25 protein-coding genes are annotated in these 25,353 nt (G+C 32.4%); 8 read left to right on the top strand and 17 right to left on the bottom strand.

What is annotated here, in order from left to right:
* The 6 genes from N534_RS0114060 to N534_RS0114035 all read right to left on the bottom strand — a co-directional run bounded on the left by N534_RS0114060 (window position 1) and on the right by N534_RS0114035 (window position 10,378).
* Window positions 1-750: a LytTR family DNA-binding domain-containing protein gene (locus N534_RS0114060; RefSeq protein ID WP_028893084.1), complete on the bottom strand. Its 750-nt coding sequence runs from the start codon at window positions 748-750 to the stop codon at window positions 1-3.
* Between the two features lies 1 nt (window position 751).
* Complete coding sequence (locus N534_RS0114055; RefSeq protein ID WP_028893083.1) at window positions 752-3,667, bottom strand: histidine kinase; 2,916 nt, start codon at window positions 3,665-3,667, stop codon at window positions 752-754.
* A 258-nt stretch (window positions 3,668-3,925) separates the two neighbouring features.
* A complete protein-coding gene (locus N534_RS0114050) occupies window positions 3,926-5,251 on the bottom strand; it encodes a hypothetical protein (protein ID WP_028893082.1) in 1,326 nt (441 codons plus the stop codon).
* 86 nt (window positions 5,252-5,337) lie between these two features.
* Window positions 5,338-7,506, bottom strand: a complete 2,169-nt coding sequence (locus tag N534_RS0114045) for a choice-of-anchor D domain-containing protein (protein ID WP_156025640.1) — start codon at window positions 7,504-7,506, stop codon at window positions 5,338-5,340.
* A gap of 227 nt (window positions 7,507-7,733) precedes the next feature.
* Complete coding sequence (gene dnaK / locus N534_RS0114040) at window positions 7,734-9,638, bottom strand: molecular chaperone DnaK (RefSeq protein WP_028893080.1); 1,905 nt, start codon at window positions 9,636-9,638, stop codon at window positions 7,734-7,736.
* A gap of 140 nt (window positions 9,639-9,778) precedes the next feature.
* Window positions 9,779-10,378, bottom strand: coding sequence for an NUDIX hydrolase (locus N534_RS0114035; protein WP_028893079.1), 600 nt, complete (start codon window positions 10,376-10,378; stop codon window positions 9,779-9,781).
* Window positions 10,379-10,385: 7 nt separating this feature from the next.
* On the opposite strand from N534_RS0114035, the gene pyrE reads away from it, so the two are divergent.
* Window positions 10,386-11,036, top strand: coding sequence for an orotate phosphoribosyltransferase (pyrE, locus tag N534_RS0114030; RefSeq protein WP_028893078.1), 651 nt, complete (start codon window positions 10,386-10,388; stop codon window positions 11,034-11,036).
* Between the two features lie 7 nt (window positions 11,037-11,043).
* Entirely contained in the window at window positions 11,044-11,433 is a 390-nt protein-coding gene (locus N534_RS0114025) for an orotate phosphoribosyltransferase (protein ID WP_028893077.1), read from the top strand.
* On the opposite strand, the gene N534_RS0114020 is transcribed toward N534_RS0114025, so the two are convergent.
* Window positions 11,428-12,165 carry a biotin--[acetyl-CoA-carboxylase] ligase gene (locus N534_RS0114020; RefSeq protein WP_028893076.1) on the bottom strand — a complete coding sequence of 246 codons (738 nt, stop codon included), beginning with the start codon at window positions 12,163-12,165 and terminating at the stop codon, window positions 11,428-11,430. The two genes, N534_RS0114025 and N534_RS0114020, sit on opposite strands and share 6 nt — an antisense overlap.
* A gap of 86 nt (window positions 12,166-12,251) precedes the next feature.
* Here N534_RS0114020 and rsfS point away from each other — a divergent pair, with 86 nt between their 5' ends.
* Genes rsfS through N534_RS0113990 form a run of 6 tightly spaced genes read left to right on the top strand, consistent with a single transcriptional unit; the run spans window position 12,252 to window position 16,894 of the window.
* Entirely contained in the window at window positions 12,252-12,620 is a 369-nt protein-coding gene (gene rsfS, locus N534_RS0114015; protein WP_028893075.1) for a ribosome silencing factor, read from the top strand.
* 25 nt (window positions 12,621-12,645) lie between these two features.
* On the top strand, window positions 12,646-14,574 hold the full coding sequence (gene ftsH / locus N534_RS0114010; protein WP_028893074.1) for an ATP-dependent zinc metalloprotease FtsH: 1,929 nt from the start codon (window positions 12,646-12,648) through the stop codon (window positions 14,572-14,574).
* Window positions 14,575-14,586: 12 nt separating this feature from the next.
* Window positions 14,587-15,177 (top strand): hypothetical protein, encoded by a 591-nt coding sequence (locus N534_RS0114005; RefSeq protein WP_028893073.1) that lies wholly within the window; start codon window positions 14,587-14,589, stop codon window positions 15,175-15,177.
* A 3-nt stretch (window positions 15,178-15,180) separates the two neighbouring features.
* Complete coding sequence (locus tag N534_RS0114000) at window positions 15,181-15,972, top strand: phosphatidate cytidylyltransferase (protein ID WP_028893072.1); 792 nt, start codon at window positions 15,181-15,183, stop codon at window positions 15,970-15,972.
* Window positions 15,973-16,001: 29 nt separating this feature from the next.
* Window positions 16,002-16,259: an acyl-CoA-binding protein gene (locus N534_RS0113995; RefSeq protein ID WP_028893071.1), complete on the top strand. Its 258-nt coding sequence runs from the start codon at window positions 16,002-16,004 to the stop codon at window positions 16,257-16,259.
* Window positions 16,260-16,264: 5 nt separating this feature from the next.
* Window positions 16,265-16,894, top strand: coding sequence for a YceI family protein (locus N534_RS0113990; RefSeq protein ID WP_028893070.1), 630 nt, complete (start codon window positions 16,265-16,267; stop codon window positions 16,892-16,894).
* A 65-nt stretch (window positions 16,895-16,959) separates the two neighbouring features.
* On the opposite strand, the gene N534_RS0113985 is transcribed toward N534_RS0113990, so the two are convergent.
* The 10 genes from N534_RS0113985 to kynU form a co-directional block, all read right to left on the bottom strand.
* On the bottom strand, window positions 16,960-18,045 hold the full coding sequence (locus tag N534_RS0113985; protein WP_028893069.1) for an amidohydrolase family protein: 1,086 nt from the start codon (window positions 18,043-18,045) through the stop codon (window positions 16,960-16,962).
* A gap of 24 nt (window positions 18,046-18,069) precedes the next feature.
* Entirely contained in the window at window positions 18,070-18,546 is a 477-nt protein-coding gene (locus tag N534_RS0113980; protein ID WP_156025638.1) for a hypothetical protein, read from the bottom strand.
* 7 nt (window positions 18,547-18,553) lie between these two features.
* Window positions 18,554-19,084 carry a 3-hydroxyanthranilate 3,4-dioxygenase gene (locus tag N534_RS0113975; protein ID WP_028893067.1) on the bottom strand — a complete coding sequence of 177 codons (531 nt, stop codon included), beginning with the start codon at window positions 19,082-19,084 and terminating at the stop codon, window positions 18,554-18,556.
* A 96-nt stretch (window positions 19,085-19,180) separates the two neighbouring features.
* Window positions 19,181-19,957, bottom strand: coding sequence for an SDR family oxidoreductase (locus N534_RS0113970; protein WP_028893066.1), 777 nt, complete (start codon window positions 19,955-19,957; stop codon window positions 19,181-19,183).
* A 1-nt stretch (window position 19,958) separates the two neighbouring features.
* Window positions 19,959-20,177 carry a DUF6500 family protein gene (locus tag N534_RS0113965; RefSeq protein WP_028893065.1) on the bottom strand — a complete coding sequence of 73 codons (219 nt, stop codon included), beginning with the start codon at window positions 20,175-20,177 and terminating at the stop codon, window positions 19,959-19,961.
* The gene (locus N534_RS0113960; protein WP_028893064.1) at window positions 20,170-21,615 is read right to left on the bottom strand and encodes an aldehyde dehydrogenase; all 1,446 of its coding nucleotides are present in this window, start codon (window positions 21,613-21,615) and stop codon (window positions 20,170-20,172) included. Before N534_RS0113960 ends, N534_RS0113965 begins: the two co-directional genes overlap by 8 nt.
* A 13-nt stretch (window positions 21,616-21,628) precedes the next feature.
* Window positions 21,629-22,048, bottom strand: a complete 420-nt coding sequence (locus N534_RS0113955; RefSeq protein WP_156025637.1) for a RidA family protein — start codon at window positions 22,046-22,048, stop codon at window positions 21,629-21,631.
* A gap of 94 nt (window positions 22,049-22,142) precedes the next feature.
* Complete coding sequence (locus N534_RS0113950; RefSeq protein WP_028893062.1) at window positions 22,143-22,667, bottom strand: DUF1697 domain-containing protein; 525 nt, start codon at window positions 22,665-22,667, stop codon at window positions 22,143-22,145.
* On the bottom strand, window positions 22,668-24,062 hold the full coding sequence (locus N534_RS0113945; RefSeq protein WP_028893061.1) for an NAD(P)/FAD-dependent oxidoreductase: 1,395 nt from the start codon (window positions 24,060-24,062) through the stop codon (window positions 22,668-22,670). It abuts the gene before it with no gap.
* Window positions 24,062-25,321: a kynureninase gene (gene kynU, locus N534_RS0113940; RefSeq protein ID WP_038006144.1), complete on the bottom strand. Its 1,260-nt coding sequence runs from the start codon at window positions 25,319-25,321 to the stop codon at window positions 24,062-24,064. The genes N534_RS0113945 and kynU overlap by 1 nt, the downstream gene beginning before the upstream one ends.
* Window positions 25,322-25,353 lie beyond the last annotated feature (32 nt).

The raw sequence follows: 25,353 nt of genomic DNA, 5'->3' as shown, positions 1-25,353 counted from the left end.
CTAAAACACTTCTTTTATAATTTTTAAGAATTCTTGCTTTTTTGTTTTAGAAATAGGTATTGTTGTTTGGTTTTGCATCAACAAAAAGTCTCCATCTTTTTTTATAAACTTTTCTAAATAGTGGAGATTAATTAAGAAAGACCTGTGGCATCTGAAAAACAAGTTATTGCTTTGAAGTTGATTTTCGAAATATGATAACGGCTTACAAATTAACTGCTTTTCTTTATTTGCCAAATGTACCTTTGTATACATACCATCTGCTTCTAAATACAAGATATCTTCATGAGATACAAAAATGATTTCTCCAGGAACTTCTAAAGCTATTTTATGTGATGATAAAGATTGAATTGCTTTTTTTAGTTCTGAAAATTGGGCTGAAACCTTTTTCTGTTCGATGTTTACTTTAGCTTTATTCATAGCTACTCGTAACTCTTCTCTGTCAATAGGTTTTACCAAATAATCTATTGCCGATAACTTTAACGCATCTAACGCATATTGTTGGTAAGCTGTTGTAAAAATTAATTGAAACTCGATAGGCTCAGAAATGAAATCTAATATCTCTAATCCAGAGTATTCAGGCATTTCAATATCTAGAAAAACAATATCAGGAGTATGTTTATTTATTTCTTTTACTCCATTTAATAGATTATCAGCTGTAATAACACTTTTTATTTCAGGAAAAAACTCTGTAAGCATCATTTCCATTACACTACGTGCTTTTGCTTCATCATCAATTATTAACGCTTTCATTTTAAATTCTTTTAATTTTTAGTGTTACTACCGTTCCTATAGCCTTATTATTTTCTTCAACTTTATCAGTAAACTCAACAGAAATATCAAATAACTTTTCTTTCTTATATAGTGAAACTCGCTCTTGAGTGGCATTTACAGCAAAAGATTTATGCCCTTGTCTTTTCTTATTGATTTCTGATGACTTTTCTCTTCCTATACCGTCATCTTCTATAGTTACAATTAACACATTACTTGTGTTCTTTTTAACTGATATCCATAAATTTCCTTGTTCTTTTTTATGAACAAGTCCATGTTTTATGGCATTTTCTACAAACGGTTGTAAAAACAACGGTGGTACTTCAAATTGATCTTTATTGATGTTCTTATCTACTAAAAAATGAACTTTAAACTTATTCTCAAATCGTAATTGCTCTAACGCTATATAAATTTCAAGTGAATTGAGTTCTTCCTTGAGCGATATTACATTAACCCTACTATGATTTAAATACATTCTAATTAAACGAGAAAATTTAACTAGATAATCGCTCGCTAAATATTTCTCATTCTTCATTACATAATCTTGAATTGCTCCTAAAGAATTAAAAATGAAATGAGGATTCATTTGTGAGCGTAAGTTCTCTAATCGTAACTTACTTATTCTACTATCTAAAATCACTTTTTCTAATTCTCGCTCTCCTTCTTTCTCTTTCCATTGTAATTTAATTCGATAATATATTACTACCCCTAAAACTGACGTGAAAAACACAGCTGCTATAAACCACCAATTTTCCCAAAAAGGCTTTTGAACAATAATTTTAACGCCTTTACTTTCTTTCCCTATACTTCCATCTAAACTTTTGGTCCTAAGTAAAAACTCATATTTTCCAGATGGAATTCCTATATACCTAACAACATCATCATTCAATTCAGATGTTTGCCATTCGGTATTGAAGCCTAAAAGCTTATATTGAAAAACATTTTTGCTACTAGCTTTAAATCCGTTTGCATTAAAATTAAATGTTATATCATTGGTTTTATAAGGTAGTTCATACTTTGTTTTTATTTCTTGTTCGTTACCTCCAATTTTAACATTACTTATATAAGCCAATGGAACCGTTTTAGAGTGCGTTAAATCTGGAACAGATACATCTACTCTACATAAAAAATTGTTTCCAGGTATCCATAAATGATTATTTTGAACAACTGGGTGTTTAAACTTAATAGCACTTTTATCAGTTAAATTGATTGTTGTTATCAATTTTTTATCTGTATCATATCGCTGTATCCCTTTTTCAGTGACAATCCACAGAAAATTATCCTTTCCTAAAATTCCTTTTATTTGAGACTGCAACAACCCTGTTGAATACGTAATACTGTCGGTTATTTTTCCAGCTTCTAATCCTAAGATTTTATCTCTTGTCGTTGCCCATATTTTACCATTATTAGTTTGAGTGTATTCAGAAAAAATAATAGGCTTGCCTTGGTAACTTACAGGTATAGTTTGTAGTTTCTTATTATAAACTACCGTTCCGTCAATATAAGTTAGGTAAATAAGTTTGTTTTTAGAATCGTAATGAGTGCTAATAGGTCTTTTACTTTCTAAAACTATGTGTTCTTTATTTTTTGACAGATGCGTATAAATAATTGCATGTCGATACGATAAGTATACCAACGAATCTTTGCTGATTTGAGCAAAACCTTTAGCAGTAGTAAACTGACTCCCTACATTTGTCACTCCTTTACTCTTTAGGTCATAAATATAACTACTCGTACCGTTGGTACTTACATAAGCTCTATTGAGTATTTCATCGTATTTTATTCTATTTACTGGTCGTTGATTAGATAAATTCGTAATTGTATAATCGTTATTTTGTGTATTATAATCAATCAAATTACCATTTTGTGTTCCTAACAACAACCGATTTTTTGCTACAGTTTCTATTGAGATAATGTCTTCTTTTATTTCTAAAAAACTCTTTTTTGTTATCCCTAAACTTGGCACTACAAAAACACCGTTTTGAAGTGTTGTTAACCAATAATTATTTTCATTGTCTTGTAAGACATCGGTTATATGATAATCTTCAAAAATCTGTTCAGTATCATTAACTTTTGTTTTTTCAGAAGTTCTATAAATTCCATTTGATGTTAACAACCAGTTTTCTTGAAATTTCTTTGTATTGTATACCTGAGCTTTCTGAAAACTATTTGGAAGTTTTATAGAACTAATTTCTCTCGTATGAATATTGATTGAAAACGCTTTTGAGACATTACTTTCTAGTTTAATAACAATCTCATCAAACCACTGAAACATCTGAAAATTTCCTTTATTTAAAGAAAACTTTTTTTCATTACATTTTACTTTTTTAAAAACTGATAATCCATCTTCTTCATAAACATGAGTAATGGTATTTGTTTCTTTTAAGTTATAGTAAAAAAAACCGTTTTCAGATTTTGCTATTTTAGAAACCTCAGCGTTTAGATCCTTTTTTACCGCCCCTGTTTTTTTGTCTATCTGAAAACTCTTCCTCTGAGATATAAAAAAGATATCATTATTCAAAACCATTAAATGGGCAAAGGTTCCTTTTAACTCATTAGAAAAATCTTTAAACAGCTGTAACTCTTTATTTACAACTTTATAAATATGTCCTGAAATTGTAGAACACCAAATTTGTCCCTCTTCATCAATTTGTAAATTGAATATACTTTTAGTAGTTGCTATCGGATTTTTCACCTTGATAAACCTTTTACCGTTATAGTAAAACAACCCTTGTTCTGCACCAACCCAAACAAGATTATCTTTATCTTGAATAATATTAAAATTAGCCAGAGAAGCTAGACCATCATCTGAAGTGAATTGTGTGTAAAAAGGCTCTTGAGAAAAAACATTTCCAAAGAAAAAAGATATAAAAACAAGTATGTAAAAAGTTTTTTTCACAAGTTTAATATTACTACAAAAAAGGTGGCTATGCAATAATACGCAAAAACACCACCTTTATTTATAACTATTCTTAGTTTAAAGCTTATTAATAAACCCCTATAATTATCAGTTTATGACCATTGAATGATTTCTCTATACTAACGGTTTTTAACCAATAAAATTTACCTCTAAAAAATAATGGTATGAATAAGAATTTATGAACTGTATGAGTGTATCTCATTTTTAGTTTTCTCTTTTTAACATGAAGTTTCATTGTTATTTTTGAGGTCTTGCATCGCATTTAACATAGGTACCGTAAGGAGCCCTTATACTCCCTCTATTTATTCCATTAAAGAAAGGACTACCATATTTACCTCCACCAGTATAATCTCTTCTTACTATAAATTGTTGCAACATACATTGTCCATCTGAATTTTTCTGAACTACTGCCCCTACTGCCCACTGATACAATGGAACTCCTGTTACTTTATGTTTTACTGTAGACCATCTATCAGAAGTCATGTATTGGTAAACATTGCTCATACTCATTTTACCGTAGTACTTATTCAAACCGTTTACTGCTGCACTTTTAATTGCAGAATTTTTATCGAAACTTCCTTTTGAAGGCATTACAACACTATTTAACTGCGCACCTTTCCAGTCTTTTAGTAATTCATCAAACTTTGCAAAGGTTACTTGTGAAGTTAACTCAGGGTTTTTATAATATTTCTTAATTTTTTCTGGGTCTTTAGCAGCAATTACAAACTGTTTTGGTTGTGCGTTATTCATCCACTTATGACCTTCATTGTCGTTTTTATGATATACTTCAGCTCCAATTAACAATACACCTGGTTCTAATAAAAGTACATTTGCATTGGTCCATTCAGGTCCGCCTCCCATTCCAAATTGAAACTGAATATTCCCTTTATCTGCAGACTTTCTATAATGCTCTGGTACTACTCCATATCTTTTTTGATCTGGAGTAAAAAACGCGTTTAACTGATATGTTGTTGGATCATATTCTATAGAAAAACCTTCATAAATATCTCCCGGATTACTATCAAAATGACTTGATGGATTTCTAACAAAGTATTGTGATAAATGATAATAACCAGATAATTCCATTTTATCAGAGAAACCACCATCATAAGCAGGTAATTTTTTAAACTTTGTTCTGTTTAATAGATAAATTTGATTGTCTTTAAACTTATTTTCTTCACTACTTTCTATTGGTGAAGGAATTTCATTTACAACTTTCCCTTTACTATTTTCTCTAGCTAACAAAGCCTCTTTTTCTGCTGCTTGCTTTTTTTGATACTCTTTGTATTTTTTAAAATAAAAATCTTGCTTTTCTTTATCGTTGGGATACTTTTTAGCTAACTCTTTCTTAAACTCTTCATCAGAATACTCGTTAGTATTAGACGTGGAGTTACTATTTGAGCTTGTAGTTGGTTTTTCTATTGTTGAAGAAGCTTTCTCTTCAATTTTTTCAGTTACTTTTTGCTTCGCTTTCTTTAACATGTTACCAAACTGAGCGTTTGCCGTTTGATGAAACAAAAAACTAGCAAAGAATAAACAAAATAATGTTGTGTATTTTTTCATCTCTATTATTGTTTTTACTGTGAAAAGTCACCTGCTTTTTACACAGGCAACTTTCTTGAATTACTATTTATAAGGGAATGTTTTTTTTATTGACATGCGGTTGTACTCCAACTAGCACCAGCAGGTTTAGCCCATTGGTTTGATGTGGTATTCGGTGGGTTTAAAGGGTCAAACCCAGCATCATGTTGAATACAAGTTAAGTTAGAGTTCCAATCTGCAACCATGTAAAGAAAATTTACATTATTACCATTTGCAACATTTAAGCTTGATAAGTTGTTATATCTAGCATGTAAACTATTAACTTTTGGATTGCTAGAAATATCTATACTTGTTAAATTGTTGTTGTAAACAACCAAAGTTCTTAAATCTGGATACATAGATACATCTAACGAACTAATTTGATTATGCTCTAAGTATAAAGTTTTTAAACTATTTGCAGTTGTTGGTAATACTAGTGTTGAGATATTATTATCTCCACACTGAAAGTTCCCTAAACTTGAGTGGTTTGTTAAATCGATTGAACTTATACTATTCTGCTGAATTAGTATTGTTTGTAAAGCAGTATTAGCTGAAAGATCTAATGAAGTTAAATTATTATTTTTTAATGATAATCTTATAATAGTTGTATTCTGGCTTAAATTTATACTAGTTAAAGCATTGTTCATTGCATGAAATTCTGAAATATTTACAAAAGCCTCTAAACCTGTTACATCAGCTATATTAAGCCCATCAACACGAATAACACCTGTGTAAGCTTGTGCTTCTGAAACCTGAATTTCTCCATCTCCATTTGTATTTATCGATGAATTCACTATCAATGCAGCCTTAAAATTAGTATCTGGTATATTAACCACATTACCTGTTGCGGCTTGTAATCCATTTCCTTGCATAATAAGTCCGTAATTAGGTTTTGTAGGATCATTACTTTCAACAACTATCGTTGCATTTTTTTGTCCTTCAGATTGAGGTGTAAAACGTGCTGTTACCACATAAGAGCTATTAGGTGCAATTGTTTGAGGTGATGATACATTTACTAAAGTAAAATTATTATTGCCATTAGCTCCTCCACTTATTCGAATATTACTTACCTCTAAGTTTCCTTGACCATTATTTTGAACTTCAAAAGTTAAATCATTTCCAGAGTTTCCTACCGTTACATCACCAAAATTTAATACTATTTCGCTAAAAGCAATTGCAGGTTGCGCTGGCGCTGTTCCTGTTCCATTCATTCCTAAAAACACATCACTATCATTAGAATTATTAATAAGCCTAATAGACCCTGAAGCAAACCCTTCTGAGCTTGGAGTAAATTTAACTTCAAAAGTATATGTATCGCCTGGGACAATAGTTCTTATCAACGAACTTGTTCCTCCTACCACAGAAAAATATGATGATGTACTACCTCCTACTATGTTTACATTAGTAATATCTAAGTCAGCAGTTCCTGTGTTACTAATAGTTATATTTTTAGATAATTCTTGACCCACTTCTACATTACCAAAAGCAATTGGCGACTCACTAAATGTCATTATTGGTTCTGCTACTGCAGTACCTTTACCTTCTAACGCTATAACTTTTACACCAACGTTTGTTGTTATCTCTAAACTAGCTGTTTTATTCCCTTCTGTTGTTGGAGCAAAGGTTACCGAAACCGTTTTTGTTCCTCCTACTGCCAAAGTTTCTACTGTTGTAGCCGTTGAAAATTCAGAAGCATTTGTTCCTTTTACCTCAAAAGAAGTAATTTCTAAATCGGCATCTCCACTATTTGTTATGGTAAATGTAGCATCATCAGTTTGATTAATTTCTACATCTCCAAAAGATAAAGTTGTTACACTCAAATCAACAGTTGGTAATGGTTTTGGAGCTGCTACACCTGTTACTGTTACTTCTTTTTTACCAATGTTAGTAGTAATTTCTAAAATAGCTTCCTTGTTCCCTTCTGTTAAAGGAGCAAAAGTAATTTCAAAGTTATAAGCCTCTCCTTTTCTAATTACTTTAGGCACTGCACTTGTAGAAAAATCTGCTGCATCTGCTCCTTTTATTACAAACTCATCAATTTCTAAATCTGCTTCTCCTTTATTTGTTACTTCAAATGAATAACTAGCAGACTGTTCTACTTCTACTGTTCCGAAGTCTTTTTCTATTTGATCAATAGAAAATACTGCTGGGATAATTTCTTCATCTTTATCACAACTTGTGATACTTGCAAGTACAAAAAGAATAGCACCTGCATACATGGTAATTTTTTTTCTCATGTGTGTCTTTTTTCTAATTTTTATTTTTTGCACTCTTATAAAAGTGCTTTTCCCTTATTCGGGCATAAAAGTATAAGTGCAATAACTAACACACTGAAAAACTTGCTGAAAGAACCCTATTCATTTCTAAAACGTTTTGTTTTCTTTCTAAAAGAAATCCTGAAATTTTATTAAAAACAAAAAAGCTCACCAATAGGCGAGCTTTTAAAAACTTATGTATGTAAAAATTATTTAACTTCTTCGAAGTCTACATCTTCTACATTATCTCCTTCTGATGAAGAACCTGCATTTGCATTTCCTTGTGTACCAGCTCCGTTAGCTTGTGCATCTTGTTCTGCTTTATACATTTCTTCTGAAGCAACTTTCCAAGCTTCATTAATTTTTTCCATTGCAGCATCGATAGCAGCAAGGTCTTTAGATTCGTGAGCTTTCTTTAACTCTTCTAAAGCAGCTTCGATTGGCTCTTTTTTATCAGCTGATAATTTATCACCAAACTCTTTTAATTGCTTTTCTGTTTGGAAAATCATAGAATCTGCTCCGTTAATTTTCTCAGCAGTTTCTTTCGCTTTCTTATCGGCATCTGCATTTGCCTCTGCTTCTTGCTTCATCTTTTGAATTTCTTCATCAGATAATCCTGAAGAAGCCTCAATACGAATATCTTGCGACTTACCAGTTGCTTTATCTACTGCAGATACTTTAATAATTCCGTTTGCATCGATATCAAAAGTTACTTCAATTTGAGGCACTCCTCTTTGTGCTGGTGGAATATCTGTTAATTGGAAACGACCAATTGTTTTGTTATCTGCTGCCATCGCTCTTTCACCTTGTAATACGTGAATATCTACCGATGGTTGGTTATCTACTGCTGTAGAGAACACTTGCGATTTTTTAGTTGGAATGGTTGTATTTGCATCGATTAACTTTGTAAATACATTACCCATTGTTTCAATTCCTAATGATAATGGTGTAACGTCTAATAATAATACGTCTTTTACATCACCTGTTAACACTCCTCCTTGAATTGCAGCTCCTAATGATACTACTTCATCTGGATTTACCCCTTTACTTGGTGCTTTTCCGAAGAATTTCTCAACAGCTTCTTGAATTGCTGGAATACGAGTTGAACCTCCTACTAAAATTACTTCATCAATATCAGATGTAGATAAATCTGCATTTTTTAAAGCCGTTCTACATGGTTCAATTGTTCTGTCAATTAAATCGTGAATTAATTGTTCAAACTTCGCTCTTGTTAATGTTCTTACCAAGTGTTTTGGTCCACTAGCTGTAGCAGTGATATATGGTAAATTAATTTCTGTTGAAGTTGTGCTTGATAATTCAATCTTCGCTTTTTCAGCAGCTTCTTTTAAACGTTGTAATGCCATAGGATCTTTACGTAAATCCATACTTTCTTCAGCATTAAACTCTTCTGCTAACCAGTTAATGATTTTTTCATCTACATCATCACCTCCTAAGTGTGTATCTCCATCAGTAGCTAATACTTCAAATACTCCGTCTCCTAATTCTAGGATAGAAACATCATGCGTACCACCACCAAAGTCGAATACTACAATTTTCTTATCATCATTTGCTTTATCTAATCCGTAAGCTAATGCAGCTGCAGTTGGCTCGTTGATAATACGACGAACTGTTAATCCTGCAATTTCACCTGCTTCTTTAGTAGCCTGACGTTGTGCATCGTTAAAGTATGCTGGTACTGTAATTACCGCTTCAGAAACACCTTGACCTAAATAGTCTTCAGCAGTTTTCTTCATTTTCTGTAAAATCATTGCAGAAATTTCTTGCGGTGTATATAAACGATCATCAATTTTTACTCTTGGTGTATCGTTATCTCCTTTTACTACTTCATAAGGTACTCTACCTGCCTCTTTTTCAGACTCAGAATACTTGTTCCCCATAAAACGTTTAATAGAATAAACTGTTTTTGTTGGGTTTGTTACTGCTTGACGCTTTGCAGGATCACCTACTTTACGCTCACCACCTTCTACGAATGCTACAATAGATGGTGTAGTTCTTTTTCCTTCAGCATTTGGAATTACTACTGGCTCATTTCCTTCCATTACAGACACACATGAGTTCGTAGTACCTAAATCTATACCTATAATTTTACTCATAATCTTTATTTATCTTTTTAAAGTTTTTAATTCAAATTTACGAGTAGTATTAGTCAAAGTGTGTGCCAACAGAGTTCGTCTATTATTTTGGCAGAAAAAGAATAAAAAGTGATTATTTTTTATGACAGAGTGTCACAAACCTATCCGTTTAAGTAGGAATTATAGACAAGTTGTATGTTCGCATAGCTATTTGTTAAGGCTTCTTCAGTTTCTTTCTCATTTTTAAAAGTCACTTCTGTGATTCCTTCTTCTAACTGTGGTATTAATTCTCCTTTATAATCTGAGTGCATTAAATACCAATGGGTTTCTTTTAAACGGTATTCATTATCCATCATAAATAAATGGTATGTATCAATAAGCTTTCTTTGTATTGTTAGGTTTTCAATACCACATTCTTCCTCTACCTCTCTAATAGCTGTTTCTTCTATTCCTTCTCCTTCTTCAATTCTTCCTTTGGGCAAATCCCATTTACTACCTCTGTATATAAATAGCACTTCGTTGCTTTCATTTAAAACCAATCCGCCGCCAGCAACAATTACCTTAAATTTTTCTTTAAACTCTAACCAAACTTCAGCTAAGTTATTCGAATACAAGTAAACACCTTCAAATTTACCTACTTTTAACTTGTAAATAAGTTCTTCAATAATTGTATTTTTGTAAATATAAACAGGAAAATCCGCTTCATTTTTAATTGAAGTTGTAAAGATTATTGGTTTATCATTAACAAAAACTTTATACATTTGCGACATGGATTTTAACAAAGATACAGCAAAAAAAACTGCCGAGCTTCTTTTGCAAATTAAAGCTATAAAATTGAGTCCAAAAGAACCTTTTACATGGGCTTCTGGATGGAAATCTCCAATTTATTGCGATAACCGAATTACATTATCATACCCGCCAGTTAGGAATTTTCTTAAACAAGAAATTGCCAAACTAGTTGAAGAAAAACATGGTAAACCTGATGTAATTGCAGGAGTAGCAACCGGAGCTATTGCAATTGGTATATTAGTTGCTCAAGAATTAGGAGTACCTTTTGTATATGTAAGACCAGAGCCTAAAAAACATGGTAGACAAAACCAAATTGAGGGGCATATAGAAAGTGGTCAGAATGTAGTAGTTATTGAAGATTTAATAAGTACTGGTAAAAGTAGTTTAAATGCTGTTAAAGCTTTGAAAGAAGCACATGCCAATGTAAAAGGTATGGTAGCTATTTTTTCTTACGGATTTAGTATTGCTTCAGAAAATTTTAAAGCAGACGGTGTAGAGTTAACTACATTAAGTAACTATGAATACTTATTAGAGCAAGCTTTAGACAGTAAATATATAACTAGCGAAGAACTTCGTACTTTAGAGGACTGGAGAATTGAACCTAGTAAATGGAAACAAAACGAAAACTAACAGCACAATGAATATAGAAGGAAATACAGTAACTGTAAAAAAGTCATCTAAAGACTTATTCAATTTTTTAACCAAACTTGAAAACTTTGAGCAATTGATGCCTGAGAATACTCAAAAATTTGAAGTAGATGGCGATAGCTTTATTTTTGGTTTAAAAGGAATGCCTGAAATTAGATTGGTTATGAAAGATAAAACCGAATATTCTAATGTTACTTTAGGTGCTGCAAGCAGTAAGTTGCCTTTTACATTAGCTGCTGATATTAATGAGGTTTCTGAAAACGAAAGTAATGTAACTTTAAAGTTTGACGGTGAGTTCAATGCTATGATGGCAATGATGGTAAAAGCTCCGTTAACAAAGTTTATTGGTACTTTAACTGAAAACTTAGCAAAATTATAAATTAGCAAACGAAACTTCTTTCAAACCAAATTCTTGAACCGTTTCGTCTTCTAATTCTATTTGGAGATTTCCATTTTCTGAAACTCCAATAATTTTACCCATAAACAAAATGTTCTGATTGTTTTTAAACATTGTCGGAACATTTTTTTTATACAACACCTTTAAATAATTCTCTTCTAACAATTGATATTCTTTTTCTTCTAAGAGCCCTATATTTTTTTTCAATTTAAAAAGAACAGCTTCTAATAAAGTTTCTAAATCTGTTTCTTTCTTTAAAATCATTTTTATTGAAGAAGCGTTAGGTAATTTATCAGAAAAAACATCTTGATTTACATTTATCCCTATTCCTATAACCGATGAACTAATATTGCTACCTTTTAAAGAGTTTTCTATTAAAATTCCGACTATTTTTTTATTTCCTGACAGAATGTCGTTAGGCCATTTCACAGCTAAATTTGGCACTTCTATCTCATTTAACGCTTCTAAAACGCTTAACGAAACACAAAAATTCAAATACTTATGATCTTCAACACATAAAGCTTCAAACCTACAAAACACACTAAAAGTAAGGTTTTTACCCTCATCAACCACCCATTCTGAATTCATTTGTCCCCTACCCTTTGTTTGAGTTTTTGCTACCACCACTGTAAAGTCATCAATTGACATTTTTGACACCATATCTTTCAAAAAAGTGTTGGTTGAATCGATGGCATTAAGTTTGATTATTTTCATGTAAATTTAGTGAGTGAAACAAGTATCAATATTACATAAATTACTCACAAAAAAACAATAACTTTGCTAAAACTTAATTTTATTTAATGACAATAAAACAAACAAACACAGACGATCTTTTAGCTGTGATTATTAAAGGGATAGATGATGTAAAGGGAGAAGACATCCAATTACTAGATTTAAGGGAGATAGAAAACACTGTTTGTGATTATTTTGTAGTTTGTTCTGCTAACTCGAACACACAAGTTAATGCCATTTCGGGCTCTGTACAAAAAGTAGTCAGCAAAGAACTTAAAGACAAACCTTGGCACGTTGAGGGTCTTGGAAACGCCGAATGGGTTCTTATGGATTACGTTAATGTTGTTGTACATATCTTTCAAAAACAAGTTCGTGAGTTTTACGATATTGAAAGTCTTTGGGGTGACGCAAAAATTACCGAAATCAACCCTGCTTAATTGCTAACATTTTATACACCTATTTATGAGTGATAATAAAAAAAACACGCCAAAATTTACGTTTAGCTCATTTTGGCTATACATACCAATACTAATTATATTATTAGGGTTAAGTTTTTTTAACTCTGGTAATTTAGGATCTCGTAATATTTCTAAAAACGAGTTCACCAAAATCTTAGAAGCCAACGATATTCAGAAAATAGTTGTTGAAAACAACAATGTTGCTCAAATTTATTTAAAGCCTGAAGCTGAAAAAAAAGAAGAGCATAAAAAATTAGCTGAATCTCCTTTCTTTAGAAAAGGTTCTCCGTTGTATAGTTACAATTTTGGTGATTTGCAAAATTTTGAAAACGAGATCGAAAAAGAAAAGAAAGAAAACAATCTTGATTTTGATAAAGTAAATATCGAAAGAACTAGTATGATGGATACCCTCATCAGCTTCCTTCCTTTTATTTTATTAATCGCTATTTGGCTTTTCTTTATGAGAAGAATGTCAGGAGCTGCTGGTGGTGGCGGTGCTGGAGGTCAAATTTTCAACATCGGAAAATCAAAAGCTAAACTTTTTGATGAAAATACTAAGGTTAAAACTACCTTTAAAAATGTAGCTGGTTTAGAAGGAGCTAAAGAAGAAGTTCAAGAAATTGTTGATTTCTTAAAAAGTCCTGAAAAGTATACTAAATTAGGAGGTAAAATTCCTAAAGGAGCTTTATTGGTAGGACCTCCTGGTACTGGTAAGACTTTATTAGCTAAAGCTGTTGCTGGTGAAGCTGGCGTGCCTTTCTTCTCTTTATCTGGTTCTGATTTTGTTGAAATGTTTGTAGGAGTTGGAGCATCTCGTGTACGTGACTTATTTAAGCAAGCGCAACAAAAATCACCTTCAATTATTTTTATTGATGAGATTGATGCTATTGGACGTGCTAGAGGTAAAAATAGCATGACAGGTGGAAATGACGAACGTGAAAACACCTTAAACCAATTACTAACAGAAATGGATGGTTTTGGTACCGATACAAACGTAATTGTATTAGCTGCTACGAACCGCGCTGATGTATTAGATAAAGCTTTAATGCGTGCAGGTCGTTTCGATCGCCAAATTTATGTTGATTTACCAGACTTACACGAACGTAGAGAAATTTTTAACGTACATATCAAACCTTTAAAGTTAGCCGAAAATGTAAACTTAGAGTTCTTAGCACAACAAACTCCTGGTTTTTCTGGAGCTGATATTGCCAACCTTTGTAACGAAGCTGCTTTAATTGCTGCAAGAAAAGGTAAAAATGCAATTGAGCATCAAGATTTCTTAGATGCAGTTGATAGAATTGTAGGTGGTTTAGAAAAGAAGAACAAAGTAATTACTCCAAAAGAAAAGAAAGTAATTGCTTTCCACGAAGCAGGTCATGCAACTGTAAGCTGGATGTTAGAGCACGCTGCGCCTTTAGTAAAAGTTACTATTGTTCCTCGTGGTCAATCATTAGGAGCTGCATGGTATCTTCCTGAAGAAAGAAAGATCGTTCAAACGGAACAAATGCTTGATGAAATGTGTGCTACCATGGGTGGTAGAGCTGCTGAAAAGTTAATATTCAATAAAATCTCTACAGGAGCATTAAGTGACTTAGAAAAAGTTACGAAACAAGCTCGTGCTATGGTTACTGTTTATGGTTTAAATGACAAAGTTGGTAACATTACATATTACGATTCATCTGGTAATGACGCCTTTGTTAAACCTTATAGTGATGCCACTGCTCAGAAAATTGATGAAGAAATTTCTGAAATTATCGAAAATCAATACAAAAGAGCTATTGATATACTAGATGAAAACAGAGATAAACTAACAGAGTTAGCTGAGTTATTACTTGAAAAAGAGGTTATTTTCAAAGATGATTTAGTAAAAATCTTTGGAGACAGACCGTTTGGAAAGGAAGAAGAAAAAACTGAAACAACAACTGAAGAATAGTTTTTTATTTGAATGAATTTTTTCAATAAATTATTTAAAACCTTTAAAGAATCATCTAAAGAGAAGATTATCAATGAGCAAGTAGTTCATTTATCTTTAGATGATTCTTTTGTTCATCATTTTATCAATAAAGGAGGTAAATTTTTATACTGTACATCTATAAACGAAGTAACTAATAATTTAAAAAATATCTTACAAGAAAATAATTGGCGAAAAGTTACTTGTACAGATTATGACTTATTAAAAATTACTGAAAAAATTGATGTAAATGTTCAACAACATTCATCAGAGTTAGTTCCGTTTTTCACCTCTTGCGAGCACTTAATTGCTGACAAAGGAGAAATTTTATTTTCTTCTAATCAGTTAGGTAGCCAAAAATTAGCAGCCCATTCTAAGCATTTTATTGTGTATGCTACAACTAGTCAATTAGTAAAAAATACAGGAGAAGGCTTAATGGGAATTAAAACACACTTTAGTGGCAATATCCCTACCAACATTAGCTCTATAAGAAATTATAAATTTGAAGTTGAAGATGATAATTTCTTAAATTATGGCAACAATAATACAAAAGATTTATATTTGCTGCTCTTTGAAGACCTTTAACCTATGTCTAATCTTTTAACAAGATCACTTTCTGCACTTGTTTACGCTATCCTATTCATTTCTGCTATTTTATATTCTGCAGAAACATATATAGGTTTACTAGCTATTTTTGCTATTGTTTGTATTTGGGAATTTTCTAAAATTTTAAAGTCAAAAAGTTTCATTCCCTATTTACTTTTAGCTTATGTAGTTTTTTCCTCTGTAAGAGCAAGTATTAATTACAATGATTTTTTACTAGTAATTACCCTATTCGGTTTATCTGTCTTATTATATTTATTGATAAGTACTAAGCCAATAAAAACAGAAGCTTTTAGTGGAAAAATATTTTTACAAACTATCTATTTAATTTTCCCTTTTTACTTTTTAATGAACCTTCCGTTCATTAACAATGCTTATCAACCACACATAATAATTTACATTATGCTTCTTATTTGGACAAATGATAGCTTTGCTTTTTTGGTGGGAAAAAATTTCGGAAAACATAAATTATTTGAAAAAGTTTCTCCTAAAAAAACTATTGAAGGTTTTATAGGCGGTGTTATATTTTCTATAATTACAGGCTTTATCATTGGACAATATTCGGGTGTTTTTTCTGTCTTAAATTGGATAATTATTGCTGTTATCGTTTCCGTTTTTGGCTCTTTGGGTGATTTAGTAGAATCTAAGTTTAAAAGACAAGCTAATATAAAAGACAGTGGTACTATTATGCCTGGTCATGGTGGATTATTAGATAGACTTGATAGTTTGTTTTTCCTTGCACCCTTCGTATATTTGTATATACATTACATAATGTAAACTATCTACACATTTAATTATCCAAACACATGGAAAATGATTTAGATTTAAGGTTTAAAGAAGCCTATAAAATAGCATCTGAACTAGAGGAAAAGCTTCCTCCTGATGTTATGCTACGCTTATACGCTTATTATAAACAAGCCGTAAAAGGTGACAGGTTTACATTTAACGACAATAGCGATCTACGAAATGCTTTTAAGTTTAATGCATGGATGCAGCTTAGAGGTATGGGAGAAGATGAAGCTAAAGAAGAATATATTAAATTAGTAAATTCAATCATAAAATAATCCTCATGAAAAAAATCGTTTATTCATTAGTTATCTGTTTTACAATTGCTCAAATGATTTCTTGTAAATCTGAAGCTAAAAAAGAAACTGAAACAACAAAAGAAGAAGTTAAAGCTGCTAAAAAAGCTTTTGTCTTACAAGACGCAACAAATACAATCAATTGGGTAGCTTATAAAACTACTGACAAAGTACCAGTAAAAGGTCAATTTCAAAAAGTAAACATAACTGCTGGAGGTGAAGGAGATACTGCCAAAGAAGCAATTAATAATGCTGAATTTTCAATTCCTGTAAGTAGTATTTTTACTCAAGACAGTAGTAGAGATTTTAAAATTAGAAAGTTTTTCTTCGGAATTATGGATAAAACTGAGCTACTTTCTGGTAAGTTAGTTTTAGAAAACGATTCTATTGGTTATGCTGATTTAACTATGAACAGCACTACTAAAAAACTTCCTTTTAAATACACTTTAAACGGAAAAGAATTTAGCTTAAATGCCACAATGAATATATCTGATTGGCAAGCTCAAAACGCTTTAGATTCTTTAAATACTGCTTGTAAAGATTTACATAAAGGTGCTGATGGAGTTTCTAAAACTTGGGATGATGTAGCTTTAAATATCACTTCTGTTTTTAAATAAATAACTTATACTAAATATAAAAAATCCGGAGTAAATAACTTACTTCGGATTTTTTCATTTCTATACTATTGTAATATTTTAGAAACTAACTCTTTCTTTGCTTTCTCGTCATCGCCAAACAACCATTGTAGTACATTATCCTCCCACATCTCATCACGTTCTGTTTCTGTAATAATATTTCTATCAATTGCTAAATCTAAAATTTTCCCTGGATATGACGATTGAATTTCACTTTCCATTTCTCCTAATGGATACGGATCATCTAACCCTATTAATACTTGTTTAGAACCTTGGTTTTTAATTAATAAATCTAATGAACCTGTATCATGAACCAGCGTATCAAAGAAGATATTTTTGTGTCCTACCGCTTTTCTAGGGTGTGTTTTCCCTTCAAATAAATCTGGTCTTCCGTCAAAACCTTGTATGCGACGCCCTAAGTTCATTTGCGCTAACTGTCCGCCATGAGCAAAGCAGATTCGCATGTTTGGATACTTGTCATAATACCCATTTAACGTTAAAAAATGATAGGCATCGGCACATTGTGCTAACATCCAAATTAAGTGAAAACGCCAACTTGTATTTTGTAACTTAATAAATTTCTCTCCATCATACGGGTGAATTTCAACGGCTAGGTTATACTTGTTTGCTAATTCAAAAATTGGTTCATTTTCCTCATCAAAAATACAACGCCAGGTACCAATGGTATCCATGTAGTGTGTAGGTAAACATAACAAACGCATACCTAATACCTCAACACAACGCTCTATTTCCCATAAAGCACCGCGAACAAACCCAGGATGTACCACAAAACCTGTTGTAAATTTCGACGGATTTTCATGCTGCACACGTGCGTTAAAATCGTTTTGAAAACGTAACGCTTGTTTCATTTCTTCTAAGCGTAAACCATTTCCATATAATTGAGATAGATTTAAAACAACTGCATGGTCTATTTTAAAATGCTCCATCCATTCTAACTTCTCGTCTAAAAAGAAACTAGAATCTGTTACAGGTCGACTCCAATCTTTTTGTAGCATGAATTTCCTATCCTTATCTACCCAAAAAATTCCTTTGTCTTTCATAAACTGTGGAATTTGTTCTGGATAAGGCAGTAAATGTGAATGTCCGTTTATTCTTAATTTGCGTTTTTTCATTTTGGTCTTAAGCTATATTTTTTTTTATGAGCTAACTTTTGTATTTGGTTTAATTTCAAAATTACTATTCAAATTATACTTCCAATCATCAGTAAATTCTAAAAATTTAGAACCATCTATCGACACTAGTATTAAGCCTTCTATACTCGAAATATAAAACTCTTCCCAATTTTCTATAAAATCCATAGTTTTAATTTTTATAATTGGGTCATTATAGTCTAGCCAAGTATAAAGAAATTCACTTTTAGATAAATCACTTCCTCTTAAATACTCTTTTATTTCTTCTTCATTATTCTCATAATCAAAAAAAAACTGATAATGATTTTCTTTTTCGTTCCAATCAATAACTGAGTGATCTTTCTCCCAATATCTTCCTTTACATTTGACGCCCAAATTGGTCAAAAATCTATTATATCCACCACACTTACCTTCAATACTTGTCGACTCAATAAAAGATATATGTTCGTGTAAAAAATGTTTATTATTCTCTAGAATACTCACTAATTTTCTACTTAACTTTATTAGGAGCTTCCATCACTGTACCACATTTATCACAAGTACATTTTTCTTTATCAGAATAATATTTGTCGAAAATTATTGGCATATCCGTTTCAATATTATCTAAAGCAAATTCTTCCCGATATAATTGATGTCCGCAATTTTCGCAATACCATTCTAAAGCATCCATCATTCCCTCATCACGCGGATATTCAATTACCAAACCTACTGTATTTGCCTTACGTTGTGGTGAATGAGGCACTTTACCAGGTAACAAATAAATATCTCCTTCATTAATTTCAACATCAATCATTTCACCTTTATCATCAATAATTTTCAACACCATATCTCCTTCTAGTTGATAGAAAAATTCTGGTGTTTCATTATAGTGATAATCTTTACGATTATTAGGACCTCCAACAACCATTACGATATACTCTCCGTTATCCCAAACTTGTTTATTTCCTACTGGTGGTTTTAGTAAATGACGGTTTTCATCTATCCACTTTTTGAAATTTAAAGGTTGTACTAACTTGCTCATTTTATTTAGATTTTTAGACTTTTACACACAAAAATTAAGATTGTTTTAAAGATACTTAAATAGTCTTGTTTCTAAAAGTCTTTATTCTTGATTCTTTTATAATGATTTTGTTCTACCTCCATCTACAGGAACATTAATTCCGTTGATAAAACTTGCTCTTTCACTAGCTAGAAATACAATTGCATTAGCTACCTCTTCAGGTTTTGCAAAACGTTTTGCTGGCGATGCATTTTTCATCATTTCAGCAACTTCTTCTGTCGATTTACCAGTTTTAGCTGCTTTATTATTGATAATTTCTGTCAAACGCTCTGTAGCTGTCGCCCCTGGTAATACATTATTTACCGTAATTCCGAATTGCCCTAATTCATTCGCTAAAGTTTTACTCCAGTTAGCCACAGCTCCACGAATAGTATTAGAAACTCCTAACCCGTCTAGTGGTTGTTTTACCGATGTAGAAATTACATTGATAACTCTACCATAACCTTCTGACTTCATAAAAGGGACTACCGCTTGAACCAATACATGGTTACACTTTAAATGCATCGTAAAAGCTCGTTCAAACTCTTCTAATTTCGCATTGAATACTGGACCTCCAGCTGGACCTCCTGTATTGTTTACCAAAATATGGAACTGTAAATTCGTTGCTTCTAACTTTTCTTTTAAACCTGCCGGATTGGTAAAATCTGCTACCAAATACCCGTGATTTTGATTATTGTTTGGTAATTCCGCCAACACAGCTTTTAGCTTTTCTTCGCTACGAGCTACTAAAGTTACATTTACGCCTTCTTGAGCTAATTGTATTGCTGCTGCTTTTCCTATTCCTTGTGTACTACCACATACCAAGGCATTTTTATGTTGTATCTCTAAATTCATCTTATTCGTTATTCTGAATCATTTGTTTAATCTTAATTGCTTTCTCAAAATGATCTAATTGATGTGTTTGAATCCACCAAGTAGCCACTTCCATTAGCACTTTCGGATTGTCATTTTTATTTTTGAAAAATGCATAAAACGAAAGCCCTACATTTTCTCCTTTCTTAGCAATCTTTTCTTCACAAACAGCAATTATTTTTTCCTTTATTTCCTTATTCATATTTTATACATACATTCTTTGGTTCTGTAAAAAAGCGTAAGGCTTCAAAACCTCCTTCACGTCCTACCCCACTTGCTTTTTGACCTCCAAAAGGAGTTCTTAAATCACGTAACAACCATGTATTTACCCAAACAATTCCTGTATGCAATTCTTTAGAAATTCGCATGGTTCTTGTTAAATTGTTTGTCCATAACGTTGATGATAATCCATACACCACATCATTTGCTAACTGCAAAGCTTCATCTTCTGTTGTAAAAGACATCAAGGTTACTACAGGTCCAAAAATCTCTTCTTGATTTAATCTACATTTGTTACTGGAAACCTCTATAACAGTAGGCTCTAAATAGTATCCATTCTCACTACCTTCTACCGTTACCGTATTTCCTCCATAGAGGATTTTACCTCCTTCTTCCTCTGCGAGATCTATATATGATTTTACCTTTTCTAAATGTGGTTTTGATACTAAAGCTCCTATATTCGTATCTGCATCAAAAGGATTTCCTATTTTTAGCTGTGATACTTTTTGAACAAAGTCTTTTTTGAATTGTTCATAAATACTTTCCTCAACAAGAATTCTACTTCCACACAAACAAATCTGACCTTGATTCGCAAACGATGAACGCACCGTAGTTTCTAGCATTTTTTCATAATCACAATCAGCGAAAATGATGTTCGGATTTTTTCCTCCTAACTCTAACGATAATTTCTTAAACATCGGTGCAGCTGTACGTGCAATATGTGCTCCTGTAGCGGTACCTCCTGTAAATGAAATTGCTTTGATATCTGGATGCTCAATGATCGCTTGACCTGTAGTAGTTCCTAATCCGTGAACAATATTCAATACACCTTTAGGCAAACCTGCTTCATTACAAATTTCTCCTAATAAATATGCTGTCATTGGTGTAACTTCACTTGGTTTTGCTACCACACAATTTCCAGCAGCTATGGCTGGAGCAATTTTCCAGGTAAACAAATACAATGGTAAATTCCAAGGAGAAATACACGCTACTACACCAATAGGTTGACGCAAGGTAAAGTTCATAGCTCCTAAACCTACGCTCTCGTGAGCTTCTGAGGAAAACTGCGTAATTGCATCTGCAAAATATTGAAAATTTGATGATGCTCTTGGAATATCAATCGTGGTAGCCAAACTCAATGGTTTTCCATTATCCTTAGCCTCAGCTTCTGCCAATTCAGGTAATCTTTGCTGAATTAACTGTGCTATTCTAGAAAGGATATCTCTACGTTCGTTTAACGTAGTATTCGACCAAGCTGGAAATGCTGTCTTAGCTGCTTTATACGCTAATGCTACATCTTCTTTAGTAGAATTTGGAATTTGTCCATACACTTCTCCAATAGACGGATTATAATTATCTATATAGTTATTTGCTACGGGTGCTACTAATTCTCCGTTTATGTAGTTTTTAATGTTCTGCATAAGGCTTTTGCTTTTAGCTTTTAGCTTTTGGCTTATACGCCACCACTTTAATCTCAATTAATAAGTGTGGATGTGGTAATTGATGTACAGCAACTGTTGTTCTGGTTGGTCCGTTATAATCAAAGTATTCTGCATATACTTGGTTATAACCTCCAAAATCATTCATATTTACCAAGAACGAGGTTACATCTACGATATCTGATAAGTCTGCTCCTACTTCTTGTAAAATATCTCGGATGTTTTCAATTACCGCTCGGGTTTGTTTTTTTATATCTAAGTTAGTGGTGCCAAATTCATCTACCTCAACGCCTTCAAAAGAATTATCAGGTCTACGAGAACTAGTTCCCGACACATAAATAAAATCTCCTACTTGCTTTACATGTGGAAATTTTCCTCTTGGTATTGCTTTTCCCTTGATTACTTTACTATCCATAATATTGTTTTTAAATGTCATTGCGAAACTTTTAAAAGTTGAAGCAATCCTTATCATAAGATTACTTCGTCGTTTCTCTCCTCGTAATGACGATTTATGATTTCGTTGCTAATTCTAATAGTTTTATCGTTGTTTTTAAATTGCGCGTGGTAGCGGTTACCTTTAATTTCTTCTCAATAACATTGTTTGTCAGTTTAGTTCTTCCAAAACCAGACGGACAATACAAATACACTACATCATCGGCTACCAAATACTCATCATCATTAATTCCACTAACTTCAATCACAGTTTCGTTAGGTATTCCGTCTAAGAAAGCAAAAGCTACTATCTTTTCGTTTTCTTGTAAAAACGGATAATTGTCTAATGCTTTTTTCCATTCTTCAGGAGTTCTAGCTAACACAGGCACATCATATCCAAACTTTGCAGCAATCGCTTCTTTAACTTTCTGACAAACGGTTTCTTTTGCCTCTTCTGAATCTAAGATAACATTACCACTTTGAATATAGGTTTGTATGTTTTGAAACCCCAATTCATTTAAAATATCTCGTAACTCTGCCATGGGAAGTTTATTTTTTCCCGAAACATTGATTCCGCGTAATATGACGATATACCTTTTCACTTACAACCCCGCTATTTTATCTTCTTCTAAAATTTCATTGGTTTCTTCTTGTACCTTTTTTAATGCCTCTTTTAAATCGGTAATTGTGTCCAAATCATGATGTGCTACCATATTCAATAAGGCTTTATCTTGAGCACGTCCTTTTTTCATCGCTTCTGCATATGGTATTTCTTCATTAAAGGTTACCATAGAGTATTTTGAAAAATATTCGGTTGGGAATGTTTTTTCTAAATCCATCTCCAACTTTCTTTTTTGCTTAAATAAAGGATTCGCTACATGATCGCGCATTTCGTAAAAGTTATCAATCGCCAAATCAGCAATAGCATCGGTATCTTCTTTACGTGCTTTTTCGTATGCTTTAAAAGTAGCTTCCCAATCTCCTTCGTGAGCATCTAAAATTGTATCAAATACAGTTACATCTTCAAAAGAAGCATTCATTCCTTGTCCATAAAACGGAACAATTGCATGTGCTGCGTCTCCCATTAACAAGGTTTTATTTTGATAATGCCATGGTGAACATTTTACAGTTCCTAAAGCTCCTGTTGGGTTGTTAAGAAACTCATCTTTTATACTCGGAATCAAATCCAAGGCATCTGAAAATTCTTTTTCAAAGAACTCGGTTATCTTTTCTTCCGTTGTTAGGTTATTGAAATTGTACTCTCCTTCATCATAACTTAAAAACAGAGTCACAGTAAAACTCCCATCTAAATTTGGCAACGCAATTAACATGTACTCTCCACGAGGCCAAATATGTAAATGATCTTTACTTATTTGATGGTTTCCTAATTTATCGGCAGGAATTTCTAATTCTTTATATCCGTGCTTAAGGAAGTTTTGTGAATAGCTGAACAAGAATTTTCTTTCTAAATAGTAGCTTTTTCTCAATGCAGATCCTGCTCCATCTGTTCCAAAAATCACATCTCCATCCACCGAAAACTCTTCTTTAGTATTGTAATCTTTAAAATGTGCAACTGTATTTTCAATATCTACGGAAGTACATTCCGTATTAAAATGTATTGTTACATTTTCGTGCTTCTCTGCTTCGGTCAATAAAATTCCATTTAAATCACCTCTTGAAATAGAGTTGATATACTCTCCTTCTCTACCTGAATAATTAGACGCAAAGGTATTTCCTTCTCTATCGTGCATTAAGCGCCCATACATTGGAATACAAATTTCACGTGCTATTTCTTCCACACCACATAAACGCAAAGCTTTAAAACCGCGATCAGATAATGCTAAGTTGATGGAACGTCCTGCTGAAATATCAGTAACTCGTAAATCTGGACGACTTTCATACATTGCTACTTTATATCCTCTTTGTGCTAAACGAAGTGCCAATAAACTTCCGCATAAACCAGCACCTATAATTACTATGTTGTCTTTTTTACTCATTACAATAATTCTTTTAATTTCTCAACCATTCTATACACATCCTCAAAACTGTTATACATAGGCACCGGTGCACAACGAATTACATCTGGTTCTCTCCAATCGGTAATAATATTATTCTCGGTTAGTTTTTTGTGTAAACTTTTATCGGCATTCTTTACTTGAATAGACAATTGACAGCCTCTTTCTTTTGGATTTGAAGGCGTGATTATTTTAATTCTATCCGTATCAATTTGATTGATTAAATATTCAAAATATCCCGTTAGTTTTTCTGATTTAGCTCTCAAAGCTTCCATTCCTACTTCTTCAAACATGTCTAACGAAGCTCTAATTGCTGCCATGGATAAAATTGGCGGATTTGATAACTGCCACCCTTCTGCTCCTGGCATAACATCAAATGGCTGACGCATATTAAAACGAGTTTCCTTGTTATGATTCCACCATCCGGCAAAACGTGGTAACTCTTTGTTGTGTGCATGTTTTTCATGTACGAACAATCCAGCTAAACTTCCAGGTCCTGAATTCAAATATTTATAGGTACACCAAGCTGCAAAATCTACCCCGCTATCGTGCAATTCTGGAGATATATTTCCTGCTCCATGTGCTAAATCGATTCCAACCATACAATTTTTTGCATGTCCTATTTCAGCAATTCGCTTGATATCTAAATATTGACCTGTGTAGTAATTTACACCACCAATTAATAACAAAGCGATTTCATCTCCTTGTTCATCAACTATTTTTTCTAAATCCTCAATACGTAATAACTCTTCTCCTTCACGAGGTTTCCATTCTATCAAACCATTTTCAGCATCAAGTCCGTGAAATTTTAATTGCGATTGTACCGCGTATCGATCCGAAGGAAAAGCATCACTTTCTATAACAATTTTATATTTTGTTTTAGTTGGTTGATAAAACGATACCATTAGTAAATGCAAATTGGTTGTTAAGGTATTCATCACCACAACTTCTAATGGCTTTGCTCCCACTATTTTTGCCATCGAATTCGTTAAAAATTCGTGATATGGCATCCATGGATTTCGCGCTTCAAAATGCCCTTCTACTCCATATTTTGCCCAATCGTCTAATTCTTGTTGAATGTATTGCTGCGTTTGTTTAGGTTGTAACCCAAGAGAGTTTCCTGTAAAATACAACCAGTCATTTCCTTCTTTGTCTTTTGGAACATGAAATTGCGCTCTTAAATGAGCTAATTTATCTTCTTTATCTAACTGCTGTGCGTAATCAAGTGTTGGTTTATACATACTTATCTTTATTTCTAAAAACCATTTCAAAA

Origin of the sequence: Tenacibaculum sp. 47A_GOM-205m (genome assembly GCF_000518405.1) — a bacterium.
GTDB lineage: Bacteria > Bacteroidota > Bacteroidia > Flavobacteriales > Flavobacteriaceae > Polaribacter > Polaribacter lutimaris.
The sequence above is the reverse complement of the archived record's forward strand: the minus strand, read 5'-3'. Positions and strand labels throughout refer to the sequence as shown.

What these genes read in the sequence shown, in the direction of transcription:
- N534_RS0114060 (WP_028893084.1), bottom strand. Translation starts at nt 750, where the DNA reads ATGAAAGCGTTAATAATTGATGATGAAGCAAAAGCACGTAGTGTAATG.
- N534_RS0114050 (WP_028893082.1), bottom strand. Translation starts at nt 5,251, where the DNA reads ATGAAAAAATACACAACATTATTTTGTTTATTCTTTGCTAGTTTTTTG.
- N534_RS0114045 (WP_156025640.1), bottom strand. Translation starts at nt 7,506, where the DNA reads ATGAGAAAAAAAATTACCATGTATGCAGGTGCTATTCTTTTTGTACTT.
- dnaK (WP_028893080.1), bottom strand. Translation starts at nt 9,638, where the DNA reads ATGAGTAAAATTATAGGTATAGATTTAGGTACTACGAACTCATGTGTG.
- N534_RS0114035 (WP_028893079.1), bottom strand. Translation starts at nt 10,378, where the DNA reads ATGTATAAAGTTTTTGTTAATGATAAACCAATAATCTTTACAACTTCA.
- pyrE (WP_028893078.1), top strand. Translation starts at nt 10,386, where the DNA reads ATGGATTTTAACAAAGATACAGCAAAAAAAACTGCCGAGCTTCTTTTG.
- N534_RS0114025 (WP_028893077.1), top strand. Translation starts at nt 11,044, where the DNA reads ATGAATATAGAAGGAAATACAGTAACTGTAAAAAAGTCATCTAAAGAC.
- N534_RS0114020 (WP_028893076.1), bottom strand. Translation starts at nt 12,165, where the DNA reads ATGAAAATAATCAAACTTAATGCCATCGATTCAACCAACACTTTTTTG.
- rsfS (WP_028893075.1), top strand. Translation starts at nt 12,252, where the DNA reads ATGACAATAAAACAAACAAACACAGACGATCTTTTAGCTGTGATTATT.
- ftsH (WP_028893074.1), top strand. Translation starts at nt 12,646, where the DNA reads ATGAGTGATAATAAAAAAAACACGCCAAAATTTACGTTTAGCTCATTT.
- N534_RS0114005 (WP_028893073.1), top strand. Translation starts at nt 14,587, where the DNA reads ATGAATTTTTTCAATAAATTATTTAAAACCTTTAAAGAATCATCTAAA.
- N534_RS0114000 (WP_028893072.1), top strand. Translation starts at nt 15,181, where the DNA reads ATGTCTAATCTTTTAACAAGATCACTTTCTGCACTTGTTTACGCTATC.
- N534_RS0113995 (WP_028893071.1), top strand. Translation starts at nt 16,002, where the DNA reads ATGGAAAATGATTTAGATTTAAGGTTTAAAGAAGCCTATAAAATAGCA.
- N534_RS0113990 (WP_028893070.1), top strand. Translation starts at nt 16,265, where the DNA reads ATGAAAAAAATCGTTTATTCATTAGTTATCTGTTTTACAATTGCTCAA.
- N534_RS0113985 (WP_028893069.1), bottom strand. Translation starts at nt 18,045, where the DNA reads ATGAAAAAACGCAAATTAAGAATAAACGGACATTCACATTTACTGCCT.
- N534_RS0113975 (WP_028893067.1), bottom strand. Translation starts at nt 19,084, where the DNA reads ATGAGCAAGTTAGTACAACCTTTAAATTTCAAAAAGTGGATAGATGAA.
- N534_RS0113970 (WP_028893066.1), bottom strand. Translation starts at nt 19,957, where the DNA reads ATGAATTTAGAGATACAACATAAAAATGCCTTGGTATGTGGTAGTACA.
- N534_RS0113965 (WP_028893065.1), bottom strand. Translation starts at nt 20,177, where the DNA reads ATGAATAAGGAAATAAAGGAAAAAATAATTGCTGTTTGTGAAGAAAAG.
- N534_RS0113960 (WP_028893064.1), bottom strand. Translation starts at nt 21,615, where the DNA reads ATGCAGAACATTAAAAACTACATAAACGGAGAATTAGTAGCACCCGTA.
- N534_RS0113955 (WP_156025637.1), bottom strand. Translation starts at nt 22,048, where the DNA reads ATGGATAGTAAAGTAATCAAGGGAAAAGCAATACCAAGAGGAAAATTT.
- N534_RS0113945 (WP_028893061.1), bottom strand. Translation starts at nt 24,062, where the DNA reads ATGAGTAAAAAAGACAACATAGTAATTATAGGTGCTGGTTTATGCGGA.
- kynU (WP_038006144.1), bottom strand. Translation starts at nt 25,321, where the DNA reads ATGTATAAACCAACACTTGATTACGCACAGCAGTTAGATAAAGAAGAT.